Origin of the sequence: Pseudomonas sp. R2-60-08W (assembly GCF_003852335.1) — a bacterium.
In the GTDB taxonomy this organism is placed as follows: domain Bacteria; phylum Pseudomonadota; class Gammaproteobacteria; order Pseudomonadales; family Pseudomonadaceae; genus Aquipseudomonas.
This window is the reverse complement of sequence record NZ_CP027731.1, coordinates 3014720-3040114: the sequence shown is the minus strand read 5'-3', so window position 1 is coordinate 3040114 and position 25395 is coordinate 3014720. Positions and strand designations below refer to the sequence as shown.

General features: G+C 57.5%; 19 protein-coding genes and 5 pseudogenes. 13 read left to right on the top strand and 11 right to left on the bottom strand.

Annotation, left to right across the window (positions count from 1 at the left end):
- The first annotated feature begins 169 nt into the window (after nucleotides 1-169).
- The 8 genes and pseudogenes from C4J90_RS13735 (at nucleotide 170) to C4J90_RS13695 (ending at nucleotide 6575) form a co-directional block, all read left to right on the top strand.
- Nucleotides 170-547, top strand: coding sequence for a c-type cytochrome (locus tag C4J90_RS13735; protein ID WP_124421211.1), 378 nt, complete (start codon nucleotides 170-172; stop codon nucleotides 545-547).
- Nucleotides 544-1359, top strand: a pseudogene (locus tag C4J90_RS27110) (FAD-dependent monooxygenase). Before C4J90_RS13735 ends, C4J90_RS27110 begins: the two are co-directional and overlap by 4 nt.
- Nucleotides 1360-1407: 48 nt before the next feature.
- Nucleotides 1408-2121, top strand: a complete 714-nt coding sequence (locus tag C4J90_RS13720; RefSeq protein WP_124362915.1) for a glutamine amidotransferase — start codon at nucleotides 1408-1410, stop codon at nucleotides 2119-2121.
- A gap of 91 nt (nucleotides 2122-2212) precedes the next feature.
- A complete protein-coding gene (locus C4J90_RS13715) occupies nucleotides 2213-2815 on the top strand; it encodes a LysE family translocator (RefSeq protein WP_124362914.1) in 603 nt (200 codons plus the stop codon).
- Between the two features lie 41 nt (nucleotides 2816-2856).
- The gene (locus tag C4J90_RS13710; RefSeq protein WP_124420054.1) at nucleotides 2857-3693 is read left to right on the top strand and encodes a glutamate racemase; all 837 of its coding nucleotides are present in this window, start codon (nucleotides 2857-2859) and stop codon (nucleotides 3691-3693) included.
- A gap of 100 nt (nucleotides 3694-3793) precedes the next feature.
- Nucleotides 3794-4318: a glutathione S-transferase family protein gene (locus tag C4J90_RS13705; protein WP_256658859.1), complete on the top strand. Its 525-nt coding sequence runs from the start codon at nucleotides 3794-3796 to the stop codon at nucleotides 4316-4318.
- Nucleotides 4319-4466: 148 nt separating this feature from the next.
- A complete protein-coding gene (locus tag C4J90_RS13700) occupies nucleotides 4467-5990 on the top strand; it encodes an anthranilate synthase component I family protein (RefSeq protein WP_124420053.1) in 1524 nt (507 codons plus the stop codon).
- A pseudogene (locus C4J90_RS13695) lies at nucleotides 5971-6575 on the top strand (aminodeoxychorismate/anthranilate synthase component II). The gene C4J90_RS13700 and the pseudogene C4J90_RS13695 overlap by 20 nt, the downstream one beginning before the upstream one ends.
- Nucleotides 6576-6630: 55 nt before the next feature.
- Here C4J90_RS13695 and C4J90_RS13690 read toward each other — a convergent pair.
- The 4 genes and pseudogenes from C4J90_RS13690 to C4J90_RS13680 all read right to left on the bottom strand — a co-directional run.
- Nucleotides 6631-6962, bottom strand: a pseudogene (locus C4J90_RS13690) (O-methyltransferase); the annotation flags it as partial.
- 239 nt (nucleotides 6963-7201) lie between these two features.
- Nucleotides 7202-7348 (bottom strand): hypothetical protein, encoded by a 147-nt coding sequence (locus C4J90_RS26900; protein WP_164488018.1) that lies wholly within the window; start codon nucleotides 7346-7348, stop codon nucleotides 7202-7204.
- 40 nt (nucleotides 7349-7388) lie between these two features.
- Nucleotides 7389-8741, bottom strand: a complete 1353-nt coding sequence (locus C4J90_RS13685) for an MFS transporter (protein WP_124420051.1) — start codon at nucleotides 8739-8741, stop codon at nucleotides 7389-7391.
- Nucleotides 8742-8921: 180 nt separating this feature from the next.
- Nucleotides 8922-9959, bottom strand: coding sequence for a LacI family DNA-binding transcriptional regulator (locus C4J90_RS13680; RefSeq protein ID WP_124420050.1), 1038 nt, complete (start codon nucleotides 9957-9959; stop codon nucleotides 8922-8924).
- A 266-nt stretch (nucleotides 9960-10225) separates the two neighbouring features.
- Here C4J90_RS13680 and C4J90_RS13675 point away from each other — a divergent pair, with 266 nt between their 5' ends.
- The 4 genes from C4J90_RS13675 to C4J90_RS13660 all read left to right on the top strand — a co-directional run bounded on the left by C4J90_RS13675 (nucleotide 10226) and on the right by C4J90_RS13660 (nucleotide 16409).
- A complete protein-coding gene (locus C4J90_RS13675; protein WP_124420049.1) occupies nucleotides 10226-12010 on the top strand; it encodes an IlvD/Edd family dehydratase in 1785 nt (594 codons plus the stop codon).
- Nucleotides 12011-12037: 27 nt separating this feature from the next.
- Nucleotides 12038-13255: a fumarylacetoacetate hydrolase family protein gene (locus C4J90_RS13670; RefSeq protein ID WP_124420048.1), complete on the top strand. Its 1218-nt coding sequence runs from the start codon at nucleotides 12038-12040 to the stop codon at nucleotides 13253-13255.
- Between the two features lie 300 nt (nucleotides 13256-13555).
- Nucleotides 13556-14899 (top strand): MFS transporter, encoded by a 1344-nt coding sequence (locus C4J90_RS13665; RefSeq protein WP_124362905.1) that lies wholly within the window; start codon nucleotides 13556-13558, stop codon nucleotides 14897-14899.
- Nucleotides 14900-14963: 64 nt separating this feature from the next.
- Nucleotides 14964-16409 carry an amidase gene (locus C4J90_RS13660; RefSeq protein ID WP_124420047.1) on the top strand — a complete coding sequence of 482 codons (1446 nt, stop codon included), beginning with the start codon at nucleotides 14964-14966 and terminating at the stop codon, nucleotides 16407-16409.
- A 103-nt stretch (nucleotides 16410-16512) separates the two neighbouring features.
- Here the strand turns inward: C4J90_RS13660 and C4J90_RS13655 are convergent, their stop codons facing one another.
- The 3 genes from C4J90_RS13655 to C4J90_RS13645 form a co-directional block, all read right to left on the bottom strand.
- Nucleotides 16513-17607 carry an alkene reductase gene (locus C4J90_RS13655; protein WP_124420046.1) on the bottom strand — a complete coding sequence of 365 codons (1095 nt, stop codon included), beginning with the start codon at nucleotides 17605-17607 and terminating at the stop codon, nucleotides 16513-16515.
- A gap of 190 nt (nucleotides 17608-17797) precedes the next feature.
- Nucleotides 17798-18607: a helix-turn-helix transcriptional regulator gene (locus C4J90_RS13650; protein ID WP_124420045.1), complete on the bottom strand. Its 810-nt coding sequence runs from the start codon at nucleotides 18605-18607 to the stop codon at nucleotides 17798-17800.
- 45 nt (nucleotides 18608-18652) lie between these two features.
- Nucleotides 18653-19438: an IclR family transcriptional regulator gene (locus C4J90_RS13645; protein ID WP_124420044.1), complete on the bottom strand. Its 786-nt coding sequence runs from the start codon at nucleotides 19436-19438 to the stop codon at nucleotides 18653-18655.
- 336 nt (nucleotides 19439-19774) lie between these two features.
- Here C4J90_RS13645 and C4J90_RS13640 point away from each other — a divergent pair, with 336 nt between their 5' ends.
- The gene (locus C4J90_RS13640; protein ID WP_124420043.1) at nucleotides 19775-21250 is read left to right on the top strand and encodes a N,N-dimethylformamidase beta subunit family domain-containing protein; all 1476 of its coding nucleotides are present in this window, start codon (nucleotides 19775-19777) and stop codon (nucleotides 21248-21250) included.
- A 41-nt stretch (nucleotides 21251-21291) separates the two neighbouring features.
- Here the strand turns inward: C4J90_RS13640 and C4J90_RS27465 are convergent.
- From C4J90_RS27465 to C4J90_RS13625, 4 genes and pseudogenes are all read right to left on the bottom strand, one after another.
- Nucleotides 21292-21768 (bottom strand): annotated as a pseudogene (locus C4J90_RS27465) (methyl-accepting chemotaxis protein); the annotation flags it as partial.
- Between the two features lie 111 nt (nucleotides 21769-21879).
- Nucleotides 21880-22557 (bottom strand): annotated as a pseudogene (locus C4J90_RS27460) (PAS domain-containing protein); the annotation flags it as partial.
- A 208-nt stretch (nucleotides 22558-22765) separates the two neighbouring features.
- Entirely contained in the window at nucleotides 22766-23131 is a 366-nt protein-coding gene (locus tag C4J90_RS13630) for a response regulator (protein ID WP_124362898.1), read from the bottom strand.
- Nucleotides 23128-25311 carry a PAS domain S-box protein gene (locus C4J90_RS13625; protein WP_124420042.1) on the bottom strand — a complete coding sequence of 728 codons (2184 nt, stop codon included), beginning with the start codon at nucleotides 25309-25311 and terminating at the stop codon, nucleotides 23128-23130. Before C4J90_RS13625 ends, C4J90_RS13630 begins: the two co-directional genes overlap by 4 nt.
- Nucleotides 25312-25395 lie beyond the last annotated feature (84 nt).

Genomic DNA, 25395 nt, shown 5'->3' with positions numbered 1-25395 from the left:
TCAAACATATGCGTAACGACGCGCCGCTCGTTTCTTTTTCTGAAGCGCGCGACGAATTTTATCGGCCTCATGAATCAACATCGGTACATTTGCGACTTCTGGCCACAGAGATAGCGCGGTGCATGGCGGTGTCGCTTGCGACTTGATGGATCAACAAGGCCACAGAAAAATGAAAAGATCACTTATCGGTTTACTAGGATTTTTATCGCTGCTTCAGACATCACTTTCCTTTGCCGACAACGCCAACGGAAAAGCCCTTTTTGTACAGCGATGCGCCGTGTGTCACGGCCCCGACATCAAGGGAACAGGGCCGCTGGCCAATAAAAGCAATCCACCAACGCCAGACCTTACAACGGCTGCGTTCAAGAAGCGTCTCAATGATTATCCGGGCGTGATTGTGTCCTCAATAATACTTCGCCCCAGTGGAAGCCTGATTCCAAAAACGTTGCGAGAGAATGGCATGAAGATACCGCCACATGCCTGGAGCGTGAATGATCTGCGTGACTTGCATCAATACATGAGTGACGTCATTACAAAGAAACGATGATTGTCGATGTTCAGGTTCACGGCACCGATGGAAGCACCCCTTCCGTTTCCTTCATTCAAGACGGCACACAACAGACGCTGGAATGCGACTTTGTTGTCGGCTGCGATGGTTTCCATGGTATTTGCCGTCCTCATATTGCTAACGCGCTGACCTGTCACTCGCACACCTACCCTTTTGCCTGGCTGGCGATCCTCGCCGAAATGTCGCCCATTTCAGAGGACGTCATCTTCGCCCCTCACGAAACCGGGCTGGCGTTGTTCACCATGCGCTCCCGCAGTGTTTCCCGAATTTATCTGCAGTGTGCTCAGAACGAAGATCCGAATGATTGGTAGGGTTCGCAAATCTGGGATCTTCTGCAGTCGCGCATCGAAGGTAGGCCGGAGAAAGTCAACGGGGGCGCCATCATCGAAAAAAGCCTCGTGCAACTCAGAAGCTTTGTTGCGGAGAAGATGCAAAAAGGACGGCTCTTTCTTGCGGGGGATGCCGCCCACATCGTGCCGCCGTCTGCCGCCAAGGGGCTTAACCTCGCCGTCTCCGACGCGAACATCCTTGCTCAGGCCTTTGAACGGTTTTACGCCCACGACAAGGATGACCTGCTGCTGTCTTATTCCGACATCGCGTTGAAGCAAGTGTGGAGAGATGTTCAGTTTTCCCACTTCATGGCCATGCTGCTGCATCGCTACGACGACAACGCTGATTTCCATCGGCGACTTCAGACGGCCGAGCTTGATCGCATTCTCGGTTCGGGCCCGGCGGCACAGAACTTCGCAGAACTGTGGGTCGGCAATCCTCCATTTACGGGGTCACTCTGAACCGAAACCCGGATCCAGCCTGATCATCTGAATGAATGGAGTTGTGCAATGGATCAAATACGCAAGGTCCTGATTGTTCTGCATCAGGAACACTCGACGCCTGGCCGTGTCGGCCACCTGCTGCACCAATCGGGGTTCGAACTTGATATCCGCAAGCCGAGATTTGGTGATCCACTTCCGAAGAACATGTCGGAACATGAAGGCGTGATCATTTTCGGCGGCCCGATGAGCGCCAATGACAATGACGCGTATGTTCGTGAAGAAATCGACTGGCTTGCCAGACCGTTGAAAGAGGGGAAACCGATACTGGGTCTGTGTCTGGGCGGGCAAATGCTGACCCGACACTTGGGCTCCCGGGTGTACCAGCTCGACAACGGCGCCATCGAGGCCGGCTATTATCCGATCACGCCGCTCGCGGCTGCTCACGAGATAACCGCTGAGGCAAGCACACCCTTTCCGGACCATGTCTATCAATGGCATAGCGAAGGTTTCGATTTGCCCAACGGCGCAACGCAACTCGCCGAAGGCTCGACTTTCCCAGTGCAAGCCTACCGATACGGAACCAACGCCTACGCGTTGCAATTTCACCCCGAAGTGACCTACGAGACGATCGACGGCTGGGTCACGCGTGGTACCGAACGACTCAAAGCGCCGGGTGCAAGGCCTGCCAGTGAACATCTTGCCGGTTGGCACCGACATGACTCGGCAGTTGAAACCTGGATCAAGGCGTTTCTTCCAGAATGGATAGGATCGCCTGCCTGAATCATTGAGTGATCGGGCATCAGGACTCTAATAACAACTTCATCCAGTACGAAATCATTTGAATTCGGCACGTGTGTAGGGATAGCGCAACATGGACTTTCAACTTTGGATTTTGTTTTGCATCGTCTTCCTTTCGGCCGCGATTCTTCCAGGCCCGAACGTTGCTTTTTCCATGGCGCAGGCACTTGATCATGGCTTCAAGGAATCTTTTCCGGGCGCCATTGGTTTCGGACTGGCAAGCGGTGGGCACGCCGTTATTGTTCTTTCGGGGCTCGGGATACTGGTCAGCGAGCACCCTGGCATTTTGTTCTGGCTCAAATGGATCGGCGTTGCCTACCTGCTCTATCTTGCGCTGAAGTCATTGCGTTCCCATTCTCAAGTATTGGTTGCAACTTCCAGCAAGCGCACGCCTTTGCAAATGTTCACCGGCGCCGTAATTGTTTCATTCACAAATCCCAAAGGCATTCTGACCAATGTCATTTTATTCCCGACGTTCATCAACAAGGCGCTGCCATACCTCCCGCAGTGCATTGCACTGGTGACGACGGCAATCTTCATTTCCACATCGGTGTACGCCATGTACATGCTGATGGCTCGGCATGCGGCAAAAGTCTTTCGGACCAAGCGCCAGATGAGTGTTGTGACGGGCGTTCTGTATATCGGTGTCGCGACTGCCATTGCGACAACAATTTAGGCCAACGGCTTGGTATCACAAGCATTTCAGTGAGGTGTAAATTGATTGGCGTATTTGACTTCGGTAGCGGTGGGTTAACAGTGATGCGCGCGTTTGAATCCGCGCTACCCAATGAAGAGTTTGTCTATCTGGGTGATCACGGCAATGCGCCCTATGGCAATAATTCATCCGAGCATATCTTTGATCTGACGCAAGCCGCTGTGGGCCGGCTGTTCAAGCACGGCTGCACACTGGTCGTCATCGCTTGTAATACGGCAGTGGCCACCAGCCTGCGCAAACTGCGGGAAACCTGGCTCCCAGAGAGGTATCCGAATCGGCAAGTGATTGGCGTCATTGTCCCTGTCGCCGAAGAGATCGCAGGCACACCGGTAAGCCAGGCGTTCGATGTCATAGATGATCCCTGTGTGGAGAGCGTCGCTGTTTTCGCAACTCAACACACGGTGCAATCCAATGCCTTTGGCGTCGAAATCAATAGCAGACGGCCCCATATAAAAGTTTATCAACAGATCTGTCATGGTCTTGCGTTACTCATTGAACAGGACGCTTGCGAGGAAGTTCTGCGTGCGGAGATCCGTAAACACGTAGATGCACTTCTAAGCGCCACTTCGAAAAAACCGGATGTCTGCGTACTGGGATGCACACACTATCCGATCGTTGAGCATCTATGGCGGGCGGAACTGCCGGCTTCAACGCGAATTGTTTCCCAACCCGATACTTGCGCCCGGGGTCTGATTGAGCACCTCAGGAGAAACCCTCATCTTTCTACCAAAAGAACAGGGAACAACAGATTCTTTACCACCGGCGATATCGAAACGGTTTCAGAACGAGCCTCGTTATTTTACAAATCAGCAGTCTCGTTTTCGAAAATGGATACATAGTGACTCCCGTCACTTGTGCACGTGTAGGTCGCACTCTTTTTACCGGCAACACACCGAGTGAAAGTTAGATAAACGGACGATTGGCACCTTGGAGAAAACGATGAAACTGGTTGGCATGATGGGTTCACCCTATGTTCGGCGCGTGGCGATTTCAATGCGTTTGATGGGTCTGGGGCACGAACACAAACAGATCTCGGTGTTTCGCAACGCGGATGAATTCCGAACCATCAATCCGGTTGTCAAAGCCCCCACACTGATTTGCGATAACGGCGAAACGATCATGGATTCCTCAATGATCATTGATTATCTGGAATCCATGGTCGAACCAGGCCGTAGTTTGATGCCGAAGGATCCGGGTCAGCATAAAAAAGTGCTTTCGCTGATTGGACTTGGCCTCGCAGTCTGCGAAAAGGCTGTGCAACTTGAATACGAGCACAACAAGCCAGTCGAGTATCACTACGAACCCTGGATGACTCGCGTGACCGAGCAATTGCATGCCGCGCTGCTACTTCTGGAAGAGGCTGCCGGCTGCGCCAGTCTGTGGCTCGCCACCGAGCAGATATCGCAGGCCGATGTCACTGTGGCCGCCGCCTGGCGTCGCAGTTCAGGGTTTCCAGCCTGGTGAATGTCGAAAGCTACACGGCGCTTGCCACTTACGCTGATCGCGTCGAACAACTGCCGGCGTTTGTCGATACCCCCCTGAAGTAAGTTCATCCCCTGCCCCTCCTCGTCAGGGGCGATCGGTTGCGGCGTGATTCACAGGAGACACGAGTATGTTGAGTCTGGAAGACTTTTTTGCCTACGGCGAAGCGGGTTATTCCCATGTCCCGATTTGGCAGAGCTTGCTGTTGCCGCCCGGAGTCGAAGCCATTTCACTGTACGAGGTACTAGCCAACTGCGGGCAGGACTACCTGTTTGAAACCGGGCATTACCAGGAAGGTGTGTTCGAGCAGACGTACTCGGTGATCGGCCTGCCTTGCAGTCAGCGTATCGAGCTTGATGAAGGGGGCCTGCGCCTTTATCGCGACGGCGAACTGTCCATCAGGACTGAATGCGGCGATCCGCTGGCAGAACTGGCTCGGGTACAAAAGGACTTTCGTATCCCGTCCTGCCCAGGTCTTCCGCCATTCAGCGGAGGATTCTTCGGCTATTTCGGTTTCGAAACGACTCGCCTGATCGAGCCTCGTCTGCGTCGAGTCCCGCGCAAACCCTCAGGTTTTGATCTCCCTGACGTACTGCAATTGATCAGCACCGACCTGATCGTGCTGGACCATCGCAAGCGTCTGGCCTTTTGCATCGTGCATGAATGCCCGAAGGCGCTGGGTGATTATCAGCACGGGCTGGATCGGCTGAACCGGATGGTTGCGCATTTGCGTCCACTGCTCGTTGCGCCCGCGCCTTGCGTGCAATTGACTGAAGTGACTCCGCTTGGCGCTCAGTCGGCCTTCCCGCAGCCGGCGTTCGTTGAGGCCGTGGCACGTATCAAGGACTACATCGCTGCAGGCGATGTGATGCAGGTCGTTTTATCCCAACGCATGAGCCTTCCTTTCGAGGAAGACGCCGTCGCGTTTTATCGCTCCCTGTATGACTTATGTGACACGCCCTACCGCTACCTGCTCAACCTTAGCGACTGCCAGGTGGTCGGCGCATCACCCGAAATGTTGTTTCGACAGGAAGCGCAAACGGTCACGACCCGGCCCATGGCAGGCACGCGTCGCCGGGGCAATGCGGTGGCCGAAGACCATCGCCTGAAGGAGGAGTTGCTCGCTGATCCGAAGGAAATTGCCGAGCACATGATGCTCGTCGATCTGTCGCGTAATGACCTCGGCCGCTTGGCCAGCGTGGGCAGCGTGCACGTGACCCAATTGCTGAATGTGGAACTGTTTTCCCATGTCATGCACATCGTTTCGACGGTGACCGGCCAGATACCTGACCATGTCAGTGGCCTGGAGCTGCTCAAAAGCATTTTCCCGGCTGGCACCCTGAGCGGGGCGTCGAAAGTGCGGGCGCTTGAGATCATTGCCGAACTGGAACCGCATTCTCGCGGAGTCTATGGCGGGGCCATCGGGTACCTGGACTGGAACGGCCGGGCCGACCTGGCGATTGCGATCCGAACCGCCCTGCTGCACGACGCTCGCCTCTATGTTCAGGCTGGTGCCGGCGTGGTGCAGGACTCGGTCGCCGAACGCGAGTGGCAGGAAACCATGGAGAAAAGTCAGTTGATCCGGGTTGCAGCCGGGCGGTGTGAAGCACTCGCACAACACCAGGAGGTGGCGTATGCATTTAATGATCGATAATTACGACTCTTTCACCTACAACGTGTGCAATACCTGGGAATGCTCGGGGCTGATATTGAAGTGCGTCGTAACGATGAAATCACCCTGGCAGAAATCGAAGACCTGGCCCCGCAATCGCTGATTATCTCGCCCGGGCCTTGCTCTCCGGCCGAAGCGGGCATTTCTCTTGCAGCCATCCAGCACTTTGCGGGCCGCTTGCCGATCCTGGGCATCTGCCTGGGTCATCAGTGTATAACCGCCGCTTTTGGCGGTGAGGTGCGCAGGGCCCGCCAGGTCCTGCATGGGAAAGTGTCGCGTATCCGTCACGACAGTCGCGACTTGTTCAACGGCCTGCCCGACGGATTGCAAGTCGCCCGGTATCACTCGTTGGTGGCAGGCACCCTGCCCGACCCGTTGATCGCAACGGCACATGCGCTGGATGACGACGGCAACCCGGGAGAGATCATGGCGCTGAGGCACCGGGAATTGCCGATCTATGGCGTGCAGTTTCATCCCGAGTCAGTGATGACCCAGCAAGGCCTGGCGATGCTGGGCAACTACCTTCAACTGGTTGAGGCTGTCCGCCCCGCCAGGGCAGCGATCTGATCGTTCGCGCTGAGGCGACGCCGGGTCGCCGCCCGAGGCCCGGCGAGGTGATGACTCAGCCCAGACGCATCGATACTTCGATGTCATCGCCGAACGGCACGCTGAGATAACCGTTCTGCGGCGAGCGCACGTGAGCCAGGTATTCCGGGCAATAGTCAGTGTTGTCGGCGATCACCAGTGCACCGGGGCGCAGGTGTTTTTCAACCAGACTCAATACGTCGCCATACAACGCCTTGGCGCCATCGAGCAGCAACAGATCGACCGTCCGCGGCAGGTTGCTGGCAAGGCTGTCGAGTGCATCGCCTTCGCGAATTTCAATCAGGTCACTGACGCCACCTTCTACAAAGTGATGCCGCGCCAGTTCAATCTTCACGGTTCGAATTCGCTAGTTCGGATCGACCAGACGAGCGGAAAATCTCGTCCATGAACATAACTCGATGAACAATCGCATTCGTTTTGAGCTATTGAGCCAAGTGCAGTGCGCTGGGGAGCGTCTTATGAACATCTGACATCGCCCACTTGTTAAATCCTGTATCAAGACAGGCATATCCCAATCAACCCTCCACGGTCCCCGGAAGTGAAAATCGAAATTTCAGAGAAGTAAAAATCTATCCTGCCGTTCAGGATCAGAACATCGTGTTGGCGTTGGTCGGGTCGGCAAGGATGGGCTGCATCACGTCCCAGTGCTCGACGATGTGGTCACCTTCAAGGCGAAAGATCTCCATCACCGCCGAGCCTCGATCCTCAGCGCTGTCCCACCAATGCAGGTGCACCGTGCTGCCGTCCGAATGGCGATGCGCAATCGACCGTCAATCAGCTCTCGATGCGTTTGGAAAGCATCGATTTGGGAATCAACAGGATCAGCACACAGCTGATGAGCAGGCAGCCACCTAACACATAGGTGCCGTTGTTTATGTCGCCTGTCAGCGTTTCCGCCATGGCCGTGATCATGGACCCGGTGAACCCGGAGAGATTGCCGATCGCGTTGATCATGCCGATGCCGGCCGCAGCTGCCACACCCGATAAAACCGTACCCGGCAAAGTCCAGAAAATCGGCATCAGGCTCAGTAACCCTGATGCGGAGATGCTGAGGAAGAAAATCGACACTGGCAGGTTATGGGCAAAGACCGCGCTGAAAATCAGCCCTACCCCACCGATGAACGCTGGAATGGCCGCATGCAGTCGGCGTTCGCCGGTTTTGTTGGAGTGCCAGGCATTCAGGGTCATGGCCACAATGGCAATGGAGTACGGGATCGCCGTCAGCAAACCGATGTGCAGGGTATTGGACACCCCCGTGGACTTGATGATCGTCGGCATCCAAAATGCCAGCCCGTAAAAGCCGGTGTTGAACGTCAGCAGAATCAACACCAACAACCACACTCGACCATTGAAGATCACATCCCGAAGGCTCGACGCCTTGGTGGTGTTTTCCCGATCGAGGTTGTTTTTGAGCATGTTCTTTTCGGCGCTCGTCAGCCACTTGGCGTTGTCGATCTTATCGACCAGCAACGTCACCACGACAACGGCCATGATCAGCGATGGAATGCCTTCGATAATGAGCATCCACTGCCAGCCGGCCATGCCGTGGACACCCCGCATCGCCCCCATCAACCAGCCGGACAAAACCCCGCCCAACGTCAGGCTGATCGGCATGGCCATCAGGAAGCCCGCCATCACCCGGCTCTGCCGGTGCGTCGGAAACCAGTAGTTGAGGTAGAGAATCACCCCTGGAAAAAAGCCGGCTTCGCATATCCCCAGCAGAAAGCGCAGCACGTAAAACATGGTTTCCGATTCGATGTGAAAGAACCTGGCCAGCGGTACGGTGAACGCCACCGCCATGGAGACAATGCCCCAACTGATCATGATGCGGGCGATCCAGAGGCGCGCGCCAAAGCGATGCAGCAATAGATTGCTGGGGACTTCGAAGAGGAAATAACCCCAGAAGAAAATGCTCGCGCCCAGTGCGTAGACGGTGTTGCTGAATTGCAGATCGTTAAGCATGTCCAGCTTGGCAAAGCCGATATTCACCCTGTCCAGGTACGCCGCCATGTAGCAAAACAGCAGGATTGGCAGGATACGCAGGATGACTTTGCGGTAAGTGCGGTCCTCGGAGGTAAGCGCCGCCGAGCCCTCTCTTTCGAGAGAACGCTGAGAAACTGATTCCATCTGTAGACCTCAAGGCATGTCGTCATGCCGATTGTTTTTATTTTGGCTTGCGACCTAGAGTTCCCTGGGCTGATTTGAGTCAATCGACAGGAAAAGGAATCTGCAAGTGGATTGTTACCGGTAACATTTCCAGTTTAGCCATTAATTTCGAGGCAGCGCAAGCGGGCCCGATTAAAAAATTCAGCTGCTTTCGCGCGCTATGATTTTGAATTCGACGACATCGGACACCTGCGGGCGGGGCCGCCCAAGGCGTTGCGCAGCCGCGCTGGCCACCAGCAATTCACCGGCGCGCCGGCCGATTCGATAAGGATCGACCGAGACGGTGGTGATGGACGGCGTGCAGTAGCGTGAGACTTCGAAATCACCGAACCCTGCGACCGCGATGTCCTCGGGCACGCGGCGTCCTTGTCGATGGCACTCCATGATCGCTCCGAACGCCGACAGGTCACTGACGCACATCACCGCCTCGGTGTCGGGCCACTTTTCCAGCAGCCGCTTCACCGACTCCCCGCCATGGCTCATGGTGATGGGCGACTCGCCATACTCCATCACCCTCGGCTCCCCTGCCCCCGACGCCGCGACGGCCTGAAGGTAGCCTTGCTGACGTTGCTGCCCACGGTGGTCGAGTACCGACGCCCCGCCGATGTAGCCTATGCGCCGATAACCTTGCTGGTACAGATGCTCGTAAAGTGCCGCCGCCGCGGCGACGTTGCTGAACCCGACCGATTGCTCGATAGGATCGTCTGGAATGTCCCATGTCTCGACAACCGGCACTTGCGCCTGGCGCAGCAGCCTGCGGGTTTCGTCCAGATGCGCGCTGCCCGTCAACATCACCCCCACCGGCCGATGCCGCAGCAGCGTACGCACCAGCAAGGCCTCTTGCTCCAAGTGGTAATCCGTGTCCCCCAGCAGCAGGCACAGGCCGTGTTCGCTGACGGCGTCATTCAGGCCGCGCACGGTGTCGGCAAAGTTGGAGCTGGCCAAGGAAGGCACCAACGCCACGATGAATTCGGAGCGCCCGGTGGCCAGCGTCCCTGCAGAGGCATCAGGCAAATAGCCGAGTGTTTCAATCGCTTCATGGACGAGCTTCTGCGTGCGCTCCGACACATCGCGACCGGCCAGGACCCGGGAAACCGTCATCTTCGAAACACCGGCCAGCTTGGCGACATCGGCCATACGCGGCGGCGGGTTGGTTTTGCCTGAATCCTCGTAACTCATGAACGTCCTGTTTTCCTGAAAATGACCGGCGGACCCTGGGAATCAACGCCACTAACACGGATGGGCGCTGATTATACATAGGCACCCACTGGCCTACCTCTGCTCGTTACACCCTGAGGAAAGCGCCCGCTCGAGTATCGATTGGGCCTTTACAAAAACGATGTTACCGGTAACATAAAGGCATTCGAACACGTGGCGATGCTGACTTCTTCACCGCCCTGCGGGTGTTCACTTCTATCGATTTGCTTACAACAAGAGATAAAACCATGCCTGAAAACACTCCTCAGCCTCTGCGAAGTCAACAATGGTTTGACGATCCCAGTCATGCCGACATGACCGCGCTCTACGTTGAACGCTTCATGAATTACGGTATGACGCGCGAGGAGTTGCAATCGGGCCGCCCCATCATCGGTATCGCCCAGACCGGTAGCGATCTTGCGCCGTGCAACCGCCACCACCTCGAACTGTCGCAGCGCACCAAGGCGGGCATTCGCGATGCCGGGGGGATTCCGATGGAGTTCCCCGTGCACCCGATGGCCGAACAAACCCGGCGTCCCACTGCGGCACTGGATCGCAACCTGGCTTACCTCGGCCTGGTCGAGATTCTACACGGCTACCCGCTGGATGGCGTGGTGCTGACTACGGGCTGCGACAAGACCACGCCGGCCTGCCTCATGGCGGCGGCGACGGTGGATATCCCGGCGATCGTATTGTCGGGCGGCCCCATGCTCGACGGGCACCACAAGGGCCAGTTGATTGGCTCCGGCACCGTGCTGTGGCATGCGCGCAACCTGCTGGCCAGCGGTGAAATCGACTACGAAGGCTTCATGGAGATGACCACCGCGGCCTCCCCCTCGATCGGTCATTGCAACACCATGGGCACTGCGCTGTCGATGAATGCGCTGGCCGAAGCGCTGGGCATGTCGCTGCCGGGTTGCGCGAGTATTCCGGCGGCCTATCGTGAGCGCGGTCAGATGGCCTATGCCACGGGCAAGCGCATTGTCGACATGGTGCGTCAGGATATCCGGCCTTCGCACATCATGACCCGCGACGCCTTCGAGAACGCCATCGCCGTGGCGTCGGCACTGGGTGCCTCGACCAATTGCCCGCCGCACCTCATCGCTATCGCGCGGCACACCGGCATCGACTTAAGCCTGGAAGACTGGCAACGCGTCGGCGAAGACGTGCCTTTGCTGGTCAATTGCATGCCGGCCGGCAAATACCTCGGCGAAGGCTTCCACCGCGCCGGCGGTGTGCCTGCGGTAATGCATGAACTGAAGAATGCCGGCCGGTTGCATGAAGCGTGCGCCACGGTGTCGGGCAGGACCATTGGCGAGATCGTCAGCAACAGCGCCGCCAGCGATACGGATGTGATCCATGCGTATGAAGACCCCTTGATCCAACGCGCCGGGTTTATCGTGTTGAGCGGCAACTTTTTCGACAGCGCCATCATGAAGATGTCGGTGGTGGGAGAAGCATTTCGTAAAACCTACCTGTCCGAGCCTGGTGCAGAGGACAGTTTCGAAGCCCGCGCCATCGTTTTCGAAGGCCCGGAGGACTATCAAGCCCGAATCAACGACCCTGCGCTGGACATCGACGAACGCTGCATTCTGGTCATCCGGGGCTGCGGCACCGTGGGTTATCCGGGCAGCGCCGAAGTGGTCAACATGGCGCCGCCCGCAGCGCTGATCAAACGCGGCGTCGACTCCCTACCCTGCCTGGGTGATGGACGTCAGAGCGGGACTTCGGCCAGCCCCTCGATTCTCAACATGTCGCCTGAAGCCGCCGTGGGCGGCGGCATAGGTTTGCTGCAAACCAATGACCGTCTGCGCGTCGACCTCAATGCGCGCCGGGTCGACCTGCTGGTGGATGAAAGCGAAATAGCACGCCGACAAGCGGCGTTCAAGCCATCCATCCCAGCCTCGCAGACGCCGTGGCAGGAAATCTACCGACAGCAGGTTGGCCAGCTCTCGACCGGTGGCTGCCTGGAGCCTGCGACCCTGCACCTGCGTGTCATCGCACGCAGCGGCGATCCACGCCATTCCCATTGATTTGTCCTTTTACAGAAGGTAATACCCATGCCCCAACCATCCGCTGTAACGACATTGTCGGCGTTGAACGTACCGGCTCAGGACCTGGCGCAAGGCACCTGGATCAGCCGCGCCTGGGTGCCCGGTGTCGCTGCAGGGCCCGCCGTCGTGTTGCTCAGAGACGCGCAGATCTATGACATCAGTGCTCGGGTGGCGACCGTTTCGGCGCTGCTTGAGCTGGATGATCCCGTGACCTACTTGCGCAGCTTATCGCTGGAGGAGCCATTGATCAGCTTTGACGCATTACTGACCAACAGTGATGCATCCATTCGCGACGAAACACGGCCTTGGCTGTTGGCTCCGATCGACTTGCAAGCTGTGAAAGCGGCCGGCGTTACCTTCGCCACCAGCATGCTTGAGCGAGTGGTCGAAGAGCAGGCCAAGGGCGATCCGGCCAAGGCCGACAGCATTCGCGCAACGCTGGTTGAGAGCATCGGTGCTGACCTCGGAGAAATCGTACCGGGCTCTTCCCAGGCCGCCGCGCTCAAGGAAGTGCTGATCAGCCAAGGCATGTGGTCGCAGTATCTCGAAGTGGGGATTGGCCCGGATGCGGAGATATTCACCAAGGCCCAGCCTTTGTCAGCGGTGGGTTACGGATCACACGTGGGCATCCACCCCAAATCCGGTTGGAACAACCCCGAGCCTGAAGTGGTTTTGGCGGTTTCCAGTCGCGGCAAGGTCCAGGGTGCTACGCTGGGCAATGACGTCAACCTTCGCGATTTCGAAGGACGCAGCGCGTTGTTGCTGTCCAAAGCCAAGGACAACAATGCGTCGACCGCGCTGGGGCCTTTTATCCGGCTGTTCGATGAATCCTTCAGCATTGAAGACGTGCGCTCGGCAGAAGTCGCACTGCGTGTGGTCGGCGAGGATGGTTTCGTCATGGACGGCAGCAGTTCCATGAACCAGATCAGCCGCGACCCGTTGGACCTGGTTGCTCAAACACTTAACGAGAATCATCAGTACCCGGACGGCTTTGTGCTGTTTCTCGGCACCCTGTTTGCGCCCAAGCAGGACCGCGACCTGCCCGGCGCAGGCTTTACCCATAAAGAGGGTGATCTGGTAGCCATCAGCAGCGCCAAGTTCGGCACACTGGTCAACCGGGTCACCACCAGTGACCGCGCTCCCGCATGGCAGATGGGTTATCGCGCCCTGCTCGACAACTTGAACGACCGTGGCTTGGTTTCTGCCGCAGTCAAGCCACGCTAAGATTGCGCAGAAGAAAGCCGGTCGTCGTCCATGGCGAAGACTCGGTCAAATAACTACCAGGATGGTCCCACAGCTGCGCAGTCATCGAGATCACCCAATAGGGTGAGCTCGTATCCCGATATTTATACCCACTCCGCGTCCCCGGCGTAACTACCAGAAATGGGCTTCTAAAGCTTGATCGTATCATCTAATGACACGATGAATCATGCATTGACACCACAAGCATTTACTCCTCTAATGAACTGGCGACCAGACGAGCCTGGTCGCCGTTCCTGATAAAAACAATTTTGGAGAACAGGCATGGTTGATTTGAATCCCTATCGCGGGCGCATCAGATCCTTACGCGCTGTAGGGCTTGGCAATGCGCTTGAATGGTTCGACTGGACGCTCTATGCGACGTTTTCGGTGTATCTGGCCCGAAATCTTTTTGATAAAACCGATGCGCGCTCTGCCATGCTTTCGACGCTTGCGGTGTTTGCAGTCGGTTTTTTTGCGCGGCCGGTGGGTGGGCTGATATTCGGCCGACTGGCAGACCGACTGGGGCGACAGAAGATCATGCTGATCACCATGTCGCTTCTGGCACTGAGCAGCATTGGCATCGCCCTGATTCCAAGTTACGGCGATATCGGTTTGCTCGCTTCAATTGCACTGATGTTCTTTCGGCTGTTGCAAGGGATTGCCCACGGCGGCGAGACAGGGGTGTCGTACACCTATGTCGCTGAAATAGCTCCCAAAGAGCATCGCGGTCTATGGTCCAGTTCGATTTATCTGGGTGTCATTGTTGGCGTCATCGCCGCGACGATCGTTGCGGCTGCGTTAACGTCAATGCTCGGCCCAGACGCGATGAATGATTATGGCTGGCGTATCGGTTTCGGGATCGGCGGAGTGCTCGGTATCTATGTACTTTTCATGCGTCGCAATGTTGAGGAGTCGCACGTCTTTACAGCGCAGGAAGAGAAATCCCAAGTCAGTCGAAAATTGTCACGGGGCGAACTTTTCCGTATTGCACGTAATCTGGTGATGCTCAACTGCTCAGCCAATCTGACCTATTACACCTGGGTAACTTTCGCCCCGGCGACTGCCATCACTCGGGGCATGGACCCCGTGGGCGCCTATCGCGCCAGTCTGTTTGCCATGATTCTTTGTGCGATCTGGTTACCGATCTGCGGAATGTTATCGGACCGGATCGGCCGCAAACCGGTGATTGTCGCGTGGGGCATTCTGGTGGTGTTGTTGACGTATCCGATCTCCATCATGGTCACTACCGAACCCCATACGCTGTTTTGGGCGCAGGTGATCGGTCTCGGCGCGTGGTCACTGATTGCCTCGATTTTCCCAGCGGTGTTGTCGGAACAAGTACCAACCCAGGCACGCGCCCAGGGCGTAGGTTTCGTCTCGTCGGTCTCGGTTGCCGTGTTCGGTGGTACCGCCCCTTACCTCAATACTTACCTGGCGGGCATTGGCTTGGAACATGTCTATAGCTACTACGTCATGAGCCTGGGACTTGTTGCGGTTGCCGCAGGATTTCTGATCCGCGAAACGGCCGGCGTCGACCTCAGCGAAATTGATGCCAGTAACGTATCGGCAAACCTCGCAACGCCCTCCCTGCCCGCAGCGAATACCCACCGCGACGCAGCCCGTTAAACCTGAAACCCGCACTGCGCTTCGCTCACGGCGTGGCGCTTTTGGCTGGAATAGTTGAAGACCTATGAGAAATTTCTCGCAACCCCTGTCTGAGCTGTGCGAGGCGTCAGCGAGCGATCTCTGTGCCGCGTTTGCCAGCGCAGACGTATCCCCGGTCGAGGTCACAGCGGCGTGCCTGGCGCGAGCTGAAAGCATCAATTCTACGCTTAACGCATTTACGGTCATTGATCACGACGGTGCACTGACGGCGGCGAAAGCGGCGCAAGTACGCTGGAGTCGTGGGCAGCAACTGTCTGCCATCGATGGGATACCGATCACGGTCAAAGACCTCATCGCGTGCGAAGGCCTGGATGTTCGCTATGGCAGTCTTTCTGCTGGCCGTTCGTCCGCCATGGAGGATGCGCCTTCAGTTCAACGGTTGCGAGCTGCTGGCGCGGTCATTCTAGGCTTGACGACCACGCCTGAGTTTGGATGGAAGGGAGTGACGGACAGCCCGCGCAACGGCATTTCACGCAACCCCTGGAATCCATCCAAGACCGCGGGCGGTTCTTCAGGAGGCGCCGCGATTGCAGCGGCAACGGGAGCGGGCGTGCTCCATCTCGGCACCGATGGTGGAGGATCAATCCGCATTCCCGCCTCTTTTTGCGGCGTGGTTGGACACAAGCCCACGTTTGGCCGCGTACCGTCGCACCCCGCCAGTACGTTTGGAACCCTGGCCCACGTTGCGCCAATGGCCAGAACCGTCGGCGACGTGATAGTCATGCTCGACATCCTCAGCGGCCGCAGCTTGCGCGACTGGAGCCAACCACCGACGGCCTTTTCAGGCATCCGTGCCAGCCCATTCGACTGGAAGGGCGTGAAGATCGGGTATTGGGAAATGCCCTGCATCGGGCCTGTGAATCATGAAGTCGCCGCAATCGTACGTTCCACAATCAATGCGCTGGCCCAGGCGGGCGCAGTCGTAGAACCGATTCGCCTTCCAGACCAGGACGCCTTGCCAGAGATGTTCAAAAGTCATTGGTATGTGGGGGCCGCGGCGCGAATCGCCGGGATCGACGAAAACGCGCAGGCCCAATGTGACCCCGGCCTGCTTGCGGCGGCTGCGCTTGGGCGGGAACTCAGTGCGGTGGACCATGCAAGATCGCAAGTGGCAAGGGCACACTATGGCGCGAAGATGGATGCGCTTCTAGCCCAATATGACCTTGTGGTATCGCCGACGGTCGCCATCGCGCCGTTTGAAGCGGGAGCCGATGTCCCCGTCGCCCTCGGCTATACGAGTTGGATCGAGTGGGCCTCATTCACCTTTCCCATTAACCTCAGCCAGCAACCCGCCTGCTCCGCCCCCTGCGGCCGCACACGTATGGGCTTGCCAGTCGGACTGCAGTTCATTGGTGCACGGGGGGCCGATGAGAACGTTCTGATTGCCGCATTATCTTATGAAGAGATGTTTACCGAGCGCTTTCTGTCTCGTGGCGCCGTCTGGCCTTTGCGAGCGCAAGCCTCTGCATGAAGTCCGGGATCAGGTCCGCCTGGGCATTGCCTCCACGCACGGGCGAATCTGCTGATTGATCGCCGGACGAGGATCGCTGGCGCGATCCTCGAGCGTTGATGGCCTATCGCATGCCAGGCCAATCCGAATACCCGGTAGCGTCACCGCCATACCAATACTCCTTGGGAGCTTCTGCCAGTGGCGCGCCGGCGCGGAGTCTGTCGACGAGGTCGGGATTGGCGATGAACGGCCGCCCCAGACTGACCAGGTCGGTATTGCCCTGGGACAAGGCTCGTTCGGCCAAGGCCAGCGTGTACTGATTGTTGGCTATGTAGGCGCCCTGAAAACGCTTGCGCAACTGTTCAAAGCTCACCCCACCAGACTCCTCGCGACTCATTTGCGTGATGCCTTCAATGTCGTGGACGTAAAGCAATCCCAGAGTGGATAACTCGTCCAGAAAAGTGCCGTACGTGTTCATCGTGTCGCTATCAAGCGGGGTGTCACCCGGCGTCGTGGTAATAGGAGAAATTCGGACACCGACGCGATCCGCTCCCCATACCCCGATCACCGCGTTGATGACCTCCAGGGGAAACTTCAAGCGATTATCAAGCGTGCCCCCATATTGGTCAGTGCGTTGGTTGGTACTGTCACGGATGAATTGCTCCAGCAAGTAATTGTTCGCACAATGCACCTCGACACCGTCAAAGCCTGCTATTTGCGCATTCACTGCGGCGCGACGATAGTCCTCCACGATCAGCCCTATCTCGTCGGCCATCAAGGCCCGCGGGGTGACAAAATCCTTCATTCCATCGTGTACCCGGATCTGACCAGCCGGCTTCACGGCCGAAGGTGCCACCGGAAGTTCGCCACCCTGCATATCGGGATGCGACATGCGACCGGTGTGCCACAGTTGCAGGAAAATCTTCCCATCCTGGCGATGCACTGCATCGGTGATGCGTTTCCAGGCGGCCACTTGCGTGTCGCACCAGATACCCGGTGTTCGTGGATAACCACGGGCCTGAGCGGAAATATTCGTCGCTTCGGTGATGATCAGGCCGGCCCCGGCGCGCTGCGAATAATAGTCGGCAGCGTAGTGCGCAGGGACCCCATCATCGTCAGATCTGCTGCGTGTCATCGGGGCCATGACAATACGGTTTTTCAGGTGTAGACCAGCTAAGGTGACAGGTTGAAAAACCGGGCTTTTATCGGGTGTATACATAGGATGTGCTCTTTCCAGGCTGGGTTGATAAAGGCAGGATCCGGCGGTCCGACTCTTTCAGCTTTCGGTCGCGGCACATTGTTAATGTCCGTACGCCGGCCGAGCCGATCGTCTTGCCCGTTGCGGAGCGCTCTGCCCAAGCCGTAGAGCTTATGCAACACCTGCGGCCCCAAGAAGGTGCCTTGTGAACCTATGACCGAGACTCACAGTCAACGGGCCGCGGGATATAAGTCACCAGCGAAAGATCCGGGCGGCCATGCGGGGTCAGCGCTATGTACGTAAACTCGATATGCCCTGCCTTGGGATGCAAGAGGCGTTTACAGCCTTCATCGAACCCCTTCACATCCGTATCCGGCCACCAGTCGCGGAACTCGGGGCTCAGTGCATTGAGTTCATTCACCAGACTATCGAAAGGCGCCTTGTCATCGGCCTGAGCACGGGCTGCACGGAAGGTCGAGATCATGCCTCGCGCCATGTTCTCCCAGTCCAGGATCACCGTGCGGTAAGGCTGATAGAGGAATAAAAGGCGCAACGTATTGCGCTCGTCAGGTTGCAGCGATCCATAATCGACAAACAATTGAGCGATGGCGTCATTCCAGGCGAGGATGTCCAACCGTGTGTTGCGAACATAAGCCGGTATCGGATCCATCTCGCGAACCAGCAATTTCAGACCGGTGCTTACCTCGCCGCTCAGCGAGACCGGGCGCGCTGTGCGTGCTCCCAAAGCCAGTAAATGCGCAGACTCCACGTTGTCGAGATTGAACACTTTCGACAGCCGTTGCAGTGCTGCGGTCGAGGGCTTGATATCGCGTCCCTGTTCAAGCCATGTGTACCAGCTGACACTGACCCCGGCGAGCAATGCCACCTCTTCTCTACGAAGCCCTGGGGTCCTCCGGGGCCCTGGCGGCAGGCCGAAGTCAGCCGGGGTCAGACGCGCCCGGCGGCTGGACAGGAAGATCCCAAGCTCGCGGCGTTGCTCATTGGATGATCTGTTCGACATGCGGTATCCGCCTGGATTTCGATCCGGAATTTCATTGCAGGAAGATCAATCTCGCCGCAGGCTCGCAGCGATCTCGGCTGCGGCCTTCAGGACTAGAGGAAGATGTTCCGGTTGACCATTGCTCATCGCAAACTGCGGGGTCAGGGTCGCAATGCTGACGCTGGCAACCAAGTCTCCCTTGTGATCCAAGATGGGCGCCCCAAGCCCTGACATACCAAGCGTAAAGTCATTAACCGCAAACTCCCATCCCCGCTGCCTGATGTCTGCCGCCGCTGATTCCAGCGCGACCGGATCAACCATTGAGAGCTCGGTCGGACGCTCCAGCGGACCGCTCAGGACTTTCGCGCGCTCCTCGGCTGAAAGGTAAGCAAGTAGCACCCTGGGACCGCCGCTATGGTTCAACGAAACCCGAGTACCAATGCCGGACCAGCGCGTGTGGATGTGCAAATCAGGCGAGTTCACTCTGTCCAGACATAGGGCCGAACCATCGAAGTAAGTCCAGAGAAAAGCGGTCGCGCCTGTTTTTTCTGACAGACGCGTGAGGGCTGGAGCCGCAATGGCGCGCAGGTCGTTGCCATATTGCACGCCCGGCATGAGAAGCAGCACACCCGGGCCAAGGGCGTAGGTCTTGGTGGCATCGTCGAACTCGATGAAGTCGCCGCCTGCAAGGGTGTGTAACAGGCGACGCGTGGTTGCCTTGTCCAACTCCGTGAGTCGAGTCAGCTCTGCCAGCGACAGACGCAGCGCGTTAGGCCCAAACGCGCGCAGGATCGTCATCGCGCGCTCCACCGCGCGCACTTTGGACAGGGGGTTGGCTGCTGTATCTACCATGAAATTGCTCCATATAAATGCAAAACTGCTCAATATCGTATCATCTGGTGACTCACTATATCATTAGTTGACATAAGCGCAACGCCCGAGCTTAAATTCATCTAACGGTATGGGCACAGCCATTCGATCACTCATTGCAGTTCGCGAGTAAATACCATGACAGCGATAAAGACGCTCCCGACATCTGTCAAGCAAGCCGGCACCGACATCACTGTCAGTCAGACTTCAGCATCGCGCCAGGGCGCTCGCGAAACCTGGGTAGAAGTCCCGACAGAGAACGGGCCTGCAGCGGCTTGGTGCTACTGCGATCGCCACTCTTATCTGCCAGGAGACACAGTGCTGTTACACGTCTCCTCAAACACCGATCAAGTCGCCCTGAGGATCTACCGCGATGGCGCTGTAGCGCGGACTGTGCATGAAACAACCCTCCTCAATACTCGCTTCCATCCCCTGCCCGACCGGGCTTATGAGCGTGGATGCAACTGGCCGGTCTTATCGCAATGGACAATTGCCGGAGGCACCCAGGCGGGCGCCTATGTAGTCGAAGTTGTGAATGCGGCAGGTGTCGTCCTCGGGCACCATCTGTTTTTCGTGAAGGCGATTCAAAAGCACTCAGACTCTTTAGTACTGGTAGCCGCAACTTCTACTTGGACGGCGTACAACGACTGGGGCGGCGCGAACCACTATTACGGCATACATCCGGACACGACGCGAGGGCGCTCACCCCTACTGTCAACTCAGCGTCCCTGGGCGCGTGGACAAGTCTGGCTGCCAGAGGATGCACCGCGTTCGATTAACGCCAGACGCCCGCATAAACCGGGGCCTGCACGCTACGAATTCATCGAATGGGCTTCGCTGCATGGTTTCAGCAAATACTATGCACTCGCCGGATGGGCCTCCTACGAGCGTCCGTTCGTGATCTGGGCAGAAGAGCAAGGCTACTCGGTCGACATCATTACCCAGGAAGATCTGCATCGAGAGCCCGACGCCCTTGAGGGCTATGCTTGCGCTGTTTTTGTCGGGCACGACGAGTACTGGACCCGGGAAATGCGCGACCACGTGGATGCCTTTGTCGAACGCGGCGGAAACGTCGCCCGCTTCGCCGGCAACTTCATGTGGCAGATCCGGCTGGAAGATGACCATAAGCGGCAAGTCGCGTACAAATACGATGCTCGCACGCTTGACCCCTTCGCTCGCACCGATCCGGCGCGGCTGACCAGCGCATGGGAAGACCCTATGGTGAACTCTCCGGGCGCCAGCACGTTTGGTGTAAATGGACTTCGAGGCATCTATGCAAGCTTTGGAGGCATGGCTCGGCGCAGTCCCCGTGGATACCAAGTGTTCAGGCCTGAACATTGGTGTTTTGCAGGAACGGGCCTTTCTTATGCGGATATGTTTGGCGATGAGGCGAGCATTTTCGGTTATGAAGTGGACGGGCTCGACTACAGCTTTGTTGAAGGCCTGCCTGAACCACTGGGCACTGATGGTGCTCCTCAAGGGCTGAAAATCTTGGCAATGGGCTGGGCTACTTCTGCCGAAAATGGCCGTGGTGAAGATGCCTATTCGTTCATGCTTGACGACCGCGACGCCCAGTACCGTGCATCTTTATTGGCGCCTCAGCTTTCCGAGGAAAGCGTCCGTCAGCACAGTCGCGGTACCGGTATGATTGTTCATTTCAATAAAGGAAAAGGACAGGTTTTTACGGCTGCTACCTGTGAATGGGTGCACGGCCTCATAGTGGATGATCTCTACACTGTGATGATAACTAAAAATGTCCTTAACCGTTTTTTGCGCCCGCATGAATGGGCATGACCCGTACCCTTACAATTTAAGTACGCACCTGCTCTAACCTCTTACCCAACCCAACTAACAGCAGTTTTGGGAATCACTTCCGACTCGTCGAGTTTGGAGGCGAACATGCTCACTGCCGCGACGGCGTCGCTGGTGCCGCTGCGAATCTGCAATATCACCGAGCCGGCCTGATCGGCCAGGCCGACGCCGCGTTGCGCACCCTCTTGAGTAGCGTTCATGCTGGCGACGGCATCACGGGTTTCGGAAAGGATTTTGCCGATCATTTCGGCAATTTCCGCAGTCGAGCGACTGGTGCGCCCTGCCAGTTGCCGGACTTCGTCGGCCACTACCGCAAAGCCTCGGCCCTGATCGCCCGCTCGAGCGGCTTCAATGGCGGCGTTGAGGGCCAGCAGGTTGGTCTGATCAGCGATACCACGAATAGTATTGACGATGGCCGTGATCTGTTCGGAACGGTCACCCAACTGACCGACAAGCCGCGCCGACGCGCCAATGTTTTCGGCTATCTGGCGCATCTCTCTGGCTGTTTCCTGGATGACTTGGGCGCCCTGTTCGGCGACTTTCTCGGTCTCGGCGGAAATATGGTACGCCCGGGAAGCGCCGCGCGAGTCCTCTTCAAAGCGCTCGATGCGCGCGGTGATATCACTGGCGAACTTGACGATCTTCGACAATTTGCCGTCAGCGTCATACACCGGGTTATAGGTCGCTTCCAGCCAGACTACCCGTCCGTTTTTGCCGATACGTTTGAACTGACCACTGAAAAACTCTCCGGCGTTCAATCGACGCCAGAAGTCGCTGTATTCGCTGCTATTGACCAAGCTTGGCTCGCAAAACAGCCGGTGGTGCTTACCCTTGAGCTCGTTTAGGCCGTAGCCCATGGTGTGTAGAAAGTTGTCGTTGGCCGAGAGGATATTGCCCGTGAGGTCAAACTCAATCACAGCCATGGCGCGATCCAGCGCGGCCAGCTTGCCCTGCGCCAGCGCTTCTTGAGCGACTTTTTCAGTCACGTCCAATGCATACTTGACGATCCTGTTCACTTGGCCGCGCTCGTCGAGCACCGGGTTGTAACTGGCTTCAAGCCAGACATTCTGCCCCATCGCGTTAATTCGCTGGAAAGTCCCCGACACGAATGTACCGGCACGCAGTTGCGCCCAAAACTGGCTGTAATCCGCGCTGCGAGTTAACGCAGGGGGGCAGAAGTCTCGATGCGACTTACCAAGCAATTGGTCGGCGCTATAGCCCATGGTGGCGAGAAAATTATCGTTGGCTCGCAGCACTTTTCCGTCCAGATCGAACTCGACCACCGCCATGGAGCGGCCCAGTGCTTCGAACAATCCCTTGTAACCCATTACTTCAGCCTTCCTGGCCTCCAGTTCATCTTTTATAGTTTTATTGAACATGGACTGACCCTCGGTTTTACCGTCAACGGATACGACTTGAATAGGTATCGGCGGACAATCGGGCAACTGAATGGCGTCCTACACAATTATGATTTGACGTCAATAAACCGCGCTCTGATCACGCCTCATTCAACGTCAGCGCCATCTTCAACCGAAGATCCTTTTCCGCGAACGGCTTATGCAAAACCGGGCAGTCAGCAAACTCTTCCGGCAAACCGCTGGCTCCATACCCCGTGCTGAATAAAAACGGAATGTGGCGTGCACGCAAAACACTGGCAACCGGAAACACGCGTTCTCCCGCCAGGTTCACGTCCAGAATCGCCAGGTCTACGTCGAGCACACTGGCCTTTTCGAGTGCCTTCGCGAGTCGGGCCACGGAGGCGACTACCGTGCATCCCATGCCTTCGAGCATTTCCTCGATCAACATCGCGATGGCGCCCTCGTCCTCAACCAGCAGCACCCTGATCCCTGGGAACACGGTCATGGTGTGTTCTCAACGACCATGAACGAGAAGCGGCAATGAACGCCCTCATGGGCATAGTCGAGTTCAAAAGAACCGTTTAGATCACGCTCGATGCAGCGCTGCATCAAACGCGAACCCAACCCTTTGCGCTCTGGCGTGATCACCGCAGGGCCGCCCTCCTCGCGCCAGTCCAGGGTGAGTAGCGCGCCGTCCGGTTGGGGTTGAACGCTCCAGTTCACGTAAAGTGTCCCGGTCTCGTTCGACATCGAACCGTATTTCAGGGCGTTGATTGCCAGCTCATTGAGGGTCATGGTGAGGCTCAGGGCGACGCGGGTGTCCACATCAATGGCATCACCGGCGATCATGATGCGCCCAGGTTCATCGCCGAATACCGGCATTAGCACTTCATGGGCGAGCACGCTCAGTGGAGTGTGGCCCCAATGCCGCTTCGTCAGCAGGTCGTGGGCACGCGACAGCGCGAGCAGCCGGGCTTCGAAGCGGACATAGCCTTCGTTGGCATCCTGCGCGCTGCGCGCGGTTTGCGCCGCCAGGGACTGGACCGTGGCCAGGGTGTTCTTGACCCTGTGATTGAGTTCATCGATCAGGTTTTTCTGTCGGTCTTCTGCCTGCTTTCGCTCAGTAATGTCCACGAGCATGTTGATCGCACCGATCAGGTTTCCGTCGGCATCGTGCAGAGGGGTCGGATACGGCGCAAAGGACACGCGAGTGCCGTCCGGGCGTTCCGCAATGGCCTCGACGCCCCGCACCGGCCGATTTTCCCTGAGCGCCACGGCCATGGGGCATTGGTCGTGAGGCAGATACGTGCCATCGGTGTTGAACAGTTTCCAGGTGACGCACCACAGGTCGCCCAGTTGCGGTGTGCGCCCCGACAACTCGACGGCCGCGCCGTTATAGAAGTTGATGCGCCCTACGGCGTCGGTGGTGTAGACGGCCGCCGGCAGCGCCTCCAGCAGGTTGCGCATGTGTCGCTCGCTTTCGCGCACGCGGTGTTCCATCTCTCGGGCCAGCGTCACGTCCTGGATGACCCGTACGCCGTAGCGGAACCTGCCATCGGCAGCCCTTACCGATGAGCTGTGAATATCCAGATAGATCGGCTGGCCATCGAGCTTTACGGCACGTTTGCGCAACACGTAATTGTCCAGTTCGCCCGCCACCTGCCGTGCGTATAACTCCGCGTCCTGCTCGACACTGTCTGGATGGGTGTAGTCCAGGAAGGTCATCGCCAGCAGTTGTTCGCGAGACCGACCGAGCATGGTGCACAGGGCATCGTTCACCCGCAGCAGGCGACCGTCCTCCCCTGCTTCCGCAATGCCGATGGTCGCCGCCTCGTAAGTCGCCGCCAAGCGGTCATCGCTCTCCTGGCGCTCGGTTTCGGCGTCGTGCACGCGGGTCACGTCGATAGTGAAACAACGGGTATTGAAGAATTTGCCGTTTTCAAAGCGCCCATTGGAGGTAATCGCGACATGCTTGATGGTGCCGTTCTTGGCTTTAAGGCGCGCCGGATAGCTGTTCAGGCAATCGCCGCTGCCAAGCTTGGTGAGGATGTCACCGATAACCGGCTCATCCACATGGAATTCGGTGATGTGACGGCCGATGTACTCGTCCGCTGAATAGCCCAGCAGCGACAACTCGGCTTTGTTGGCCCGCAGAATAATGCCTTCGCCGCTGACGATATGAAGGCCCACGGCGCTGTTTTCGAAAAAGTCCTCAAGGTCGCAGCTTTTGCGTCGCAGCTCCTCGGCGATGGCGTGGTGCGTCGAGACATCCTGAAAGCAGTTGATTGCGCCCTGGATGTGTCCCTCCCGGTCTCTCAGCGTGCGGATACTCATGAGTGCCACGAATCGCGATCCGTCAGGGCGCTCGATCAAGACTTCCTGGTTACGCGCGCACTGGCCCGCCTTGAGGGTCGAGGCCATCGGGCATTCGTCAACGGCCAACGGCGTGCCATCTGTGGAATAAAGGCGATACGAACCGCAGAAGCGGTCTGCGCCCTCCCCCAGCGCCGGCGTCCTGCCCCACAGCTCGACCGCTTCGCTGTTGAATCGGACGAGCCACCCGTTGTGGTCACAGAGATAGATAGCCCCGGGAATGGCATCGAGCGTTTGAGTTCCCATCGCGACCAGCTTCTCGTACTCGCTGGGCTCGCGCGCGTCTCTGGGGCGCTCATCAAAATTCAACATCGTTCATTCCTCAAACACCTGATTGGAACGCATCTGTTTTCACCGTCTTGGGGCCTACTCTGCCTGAGACGGCGTTCCACTTCA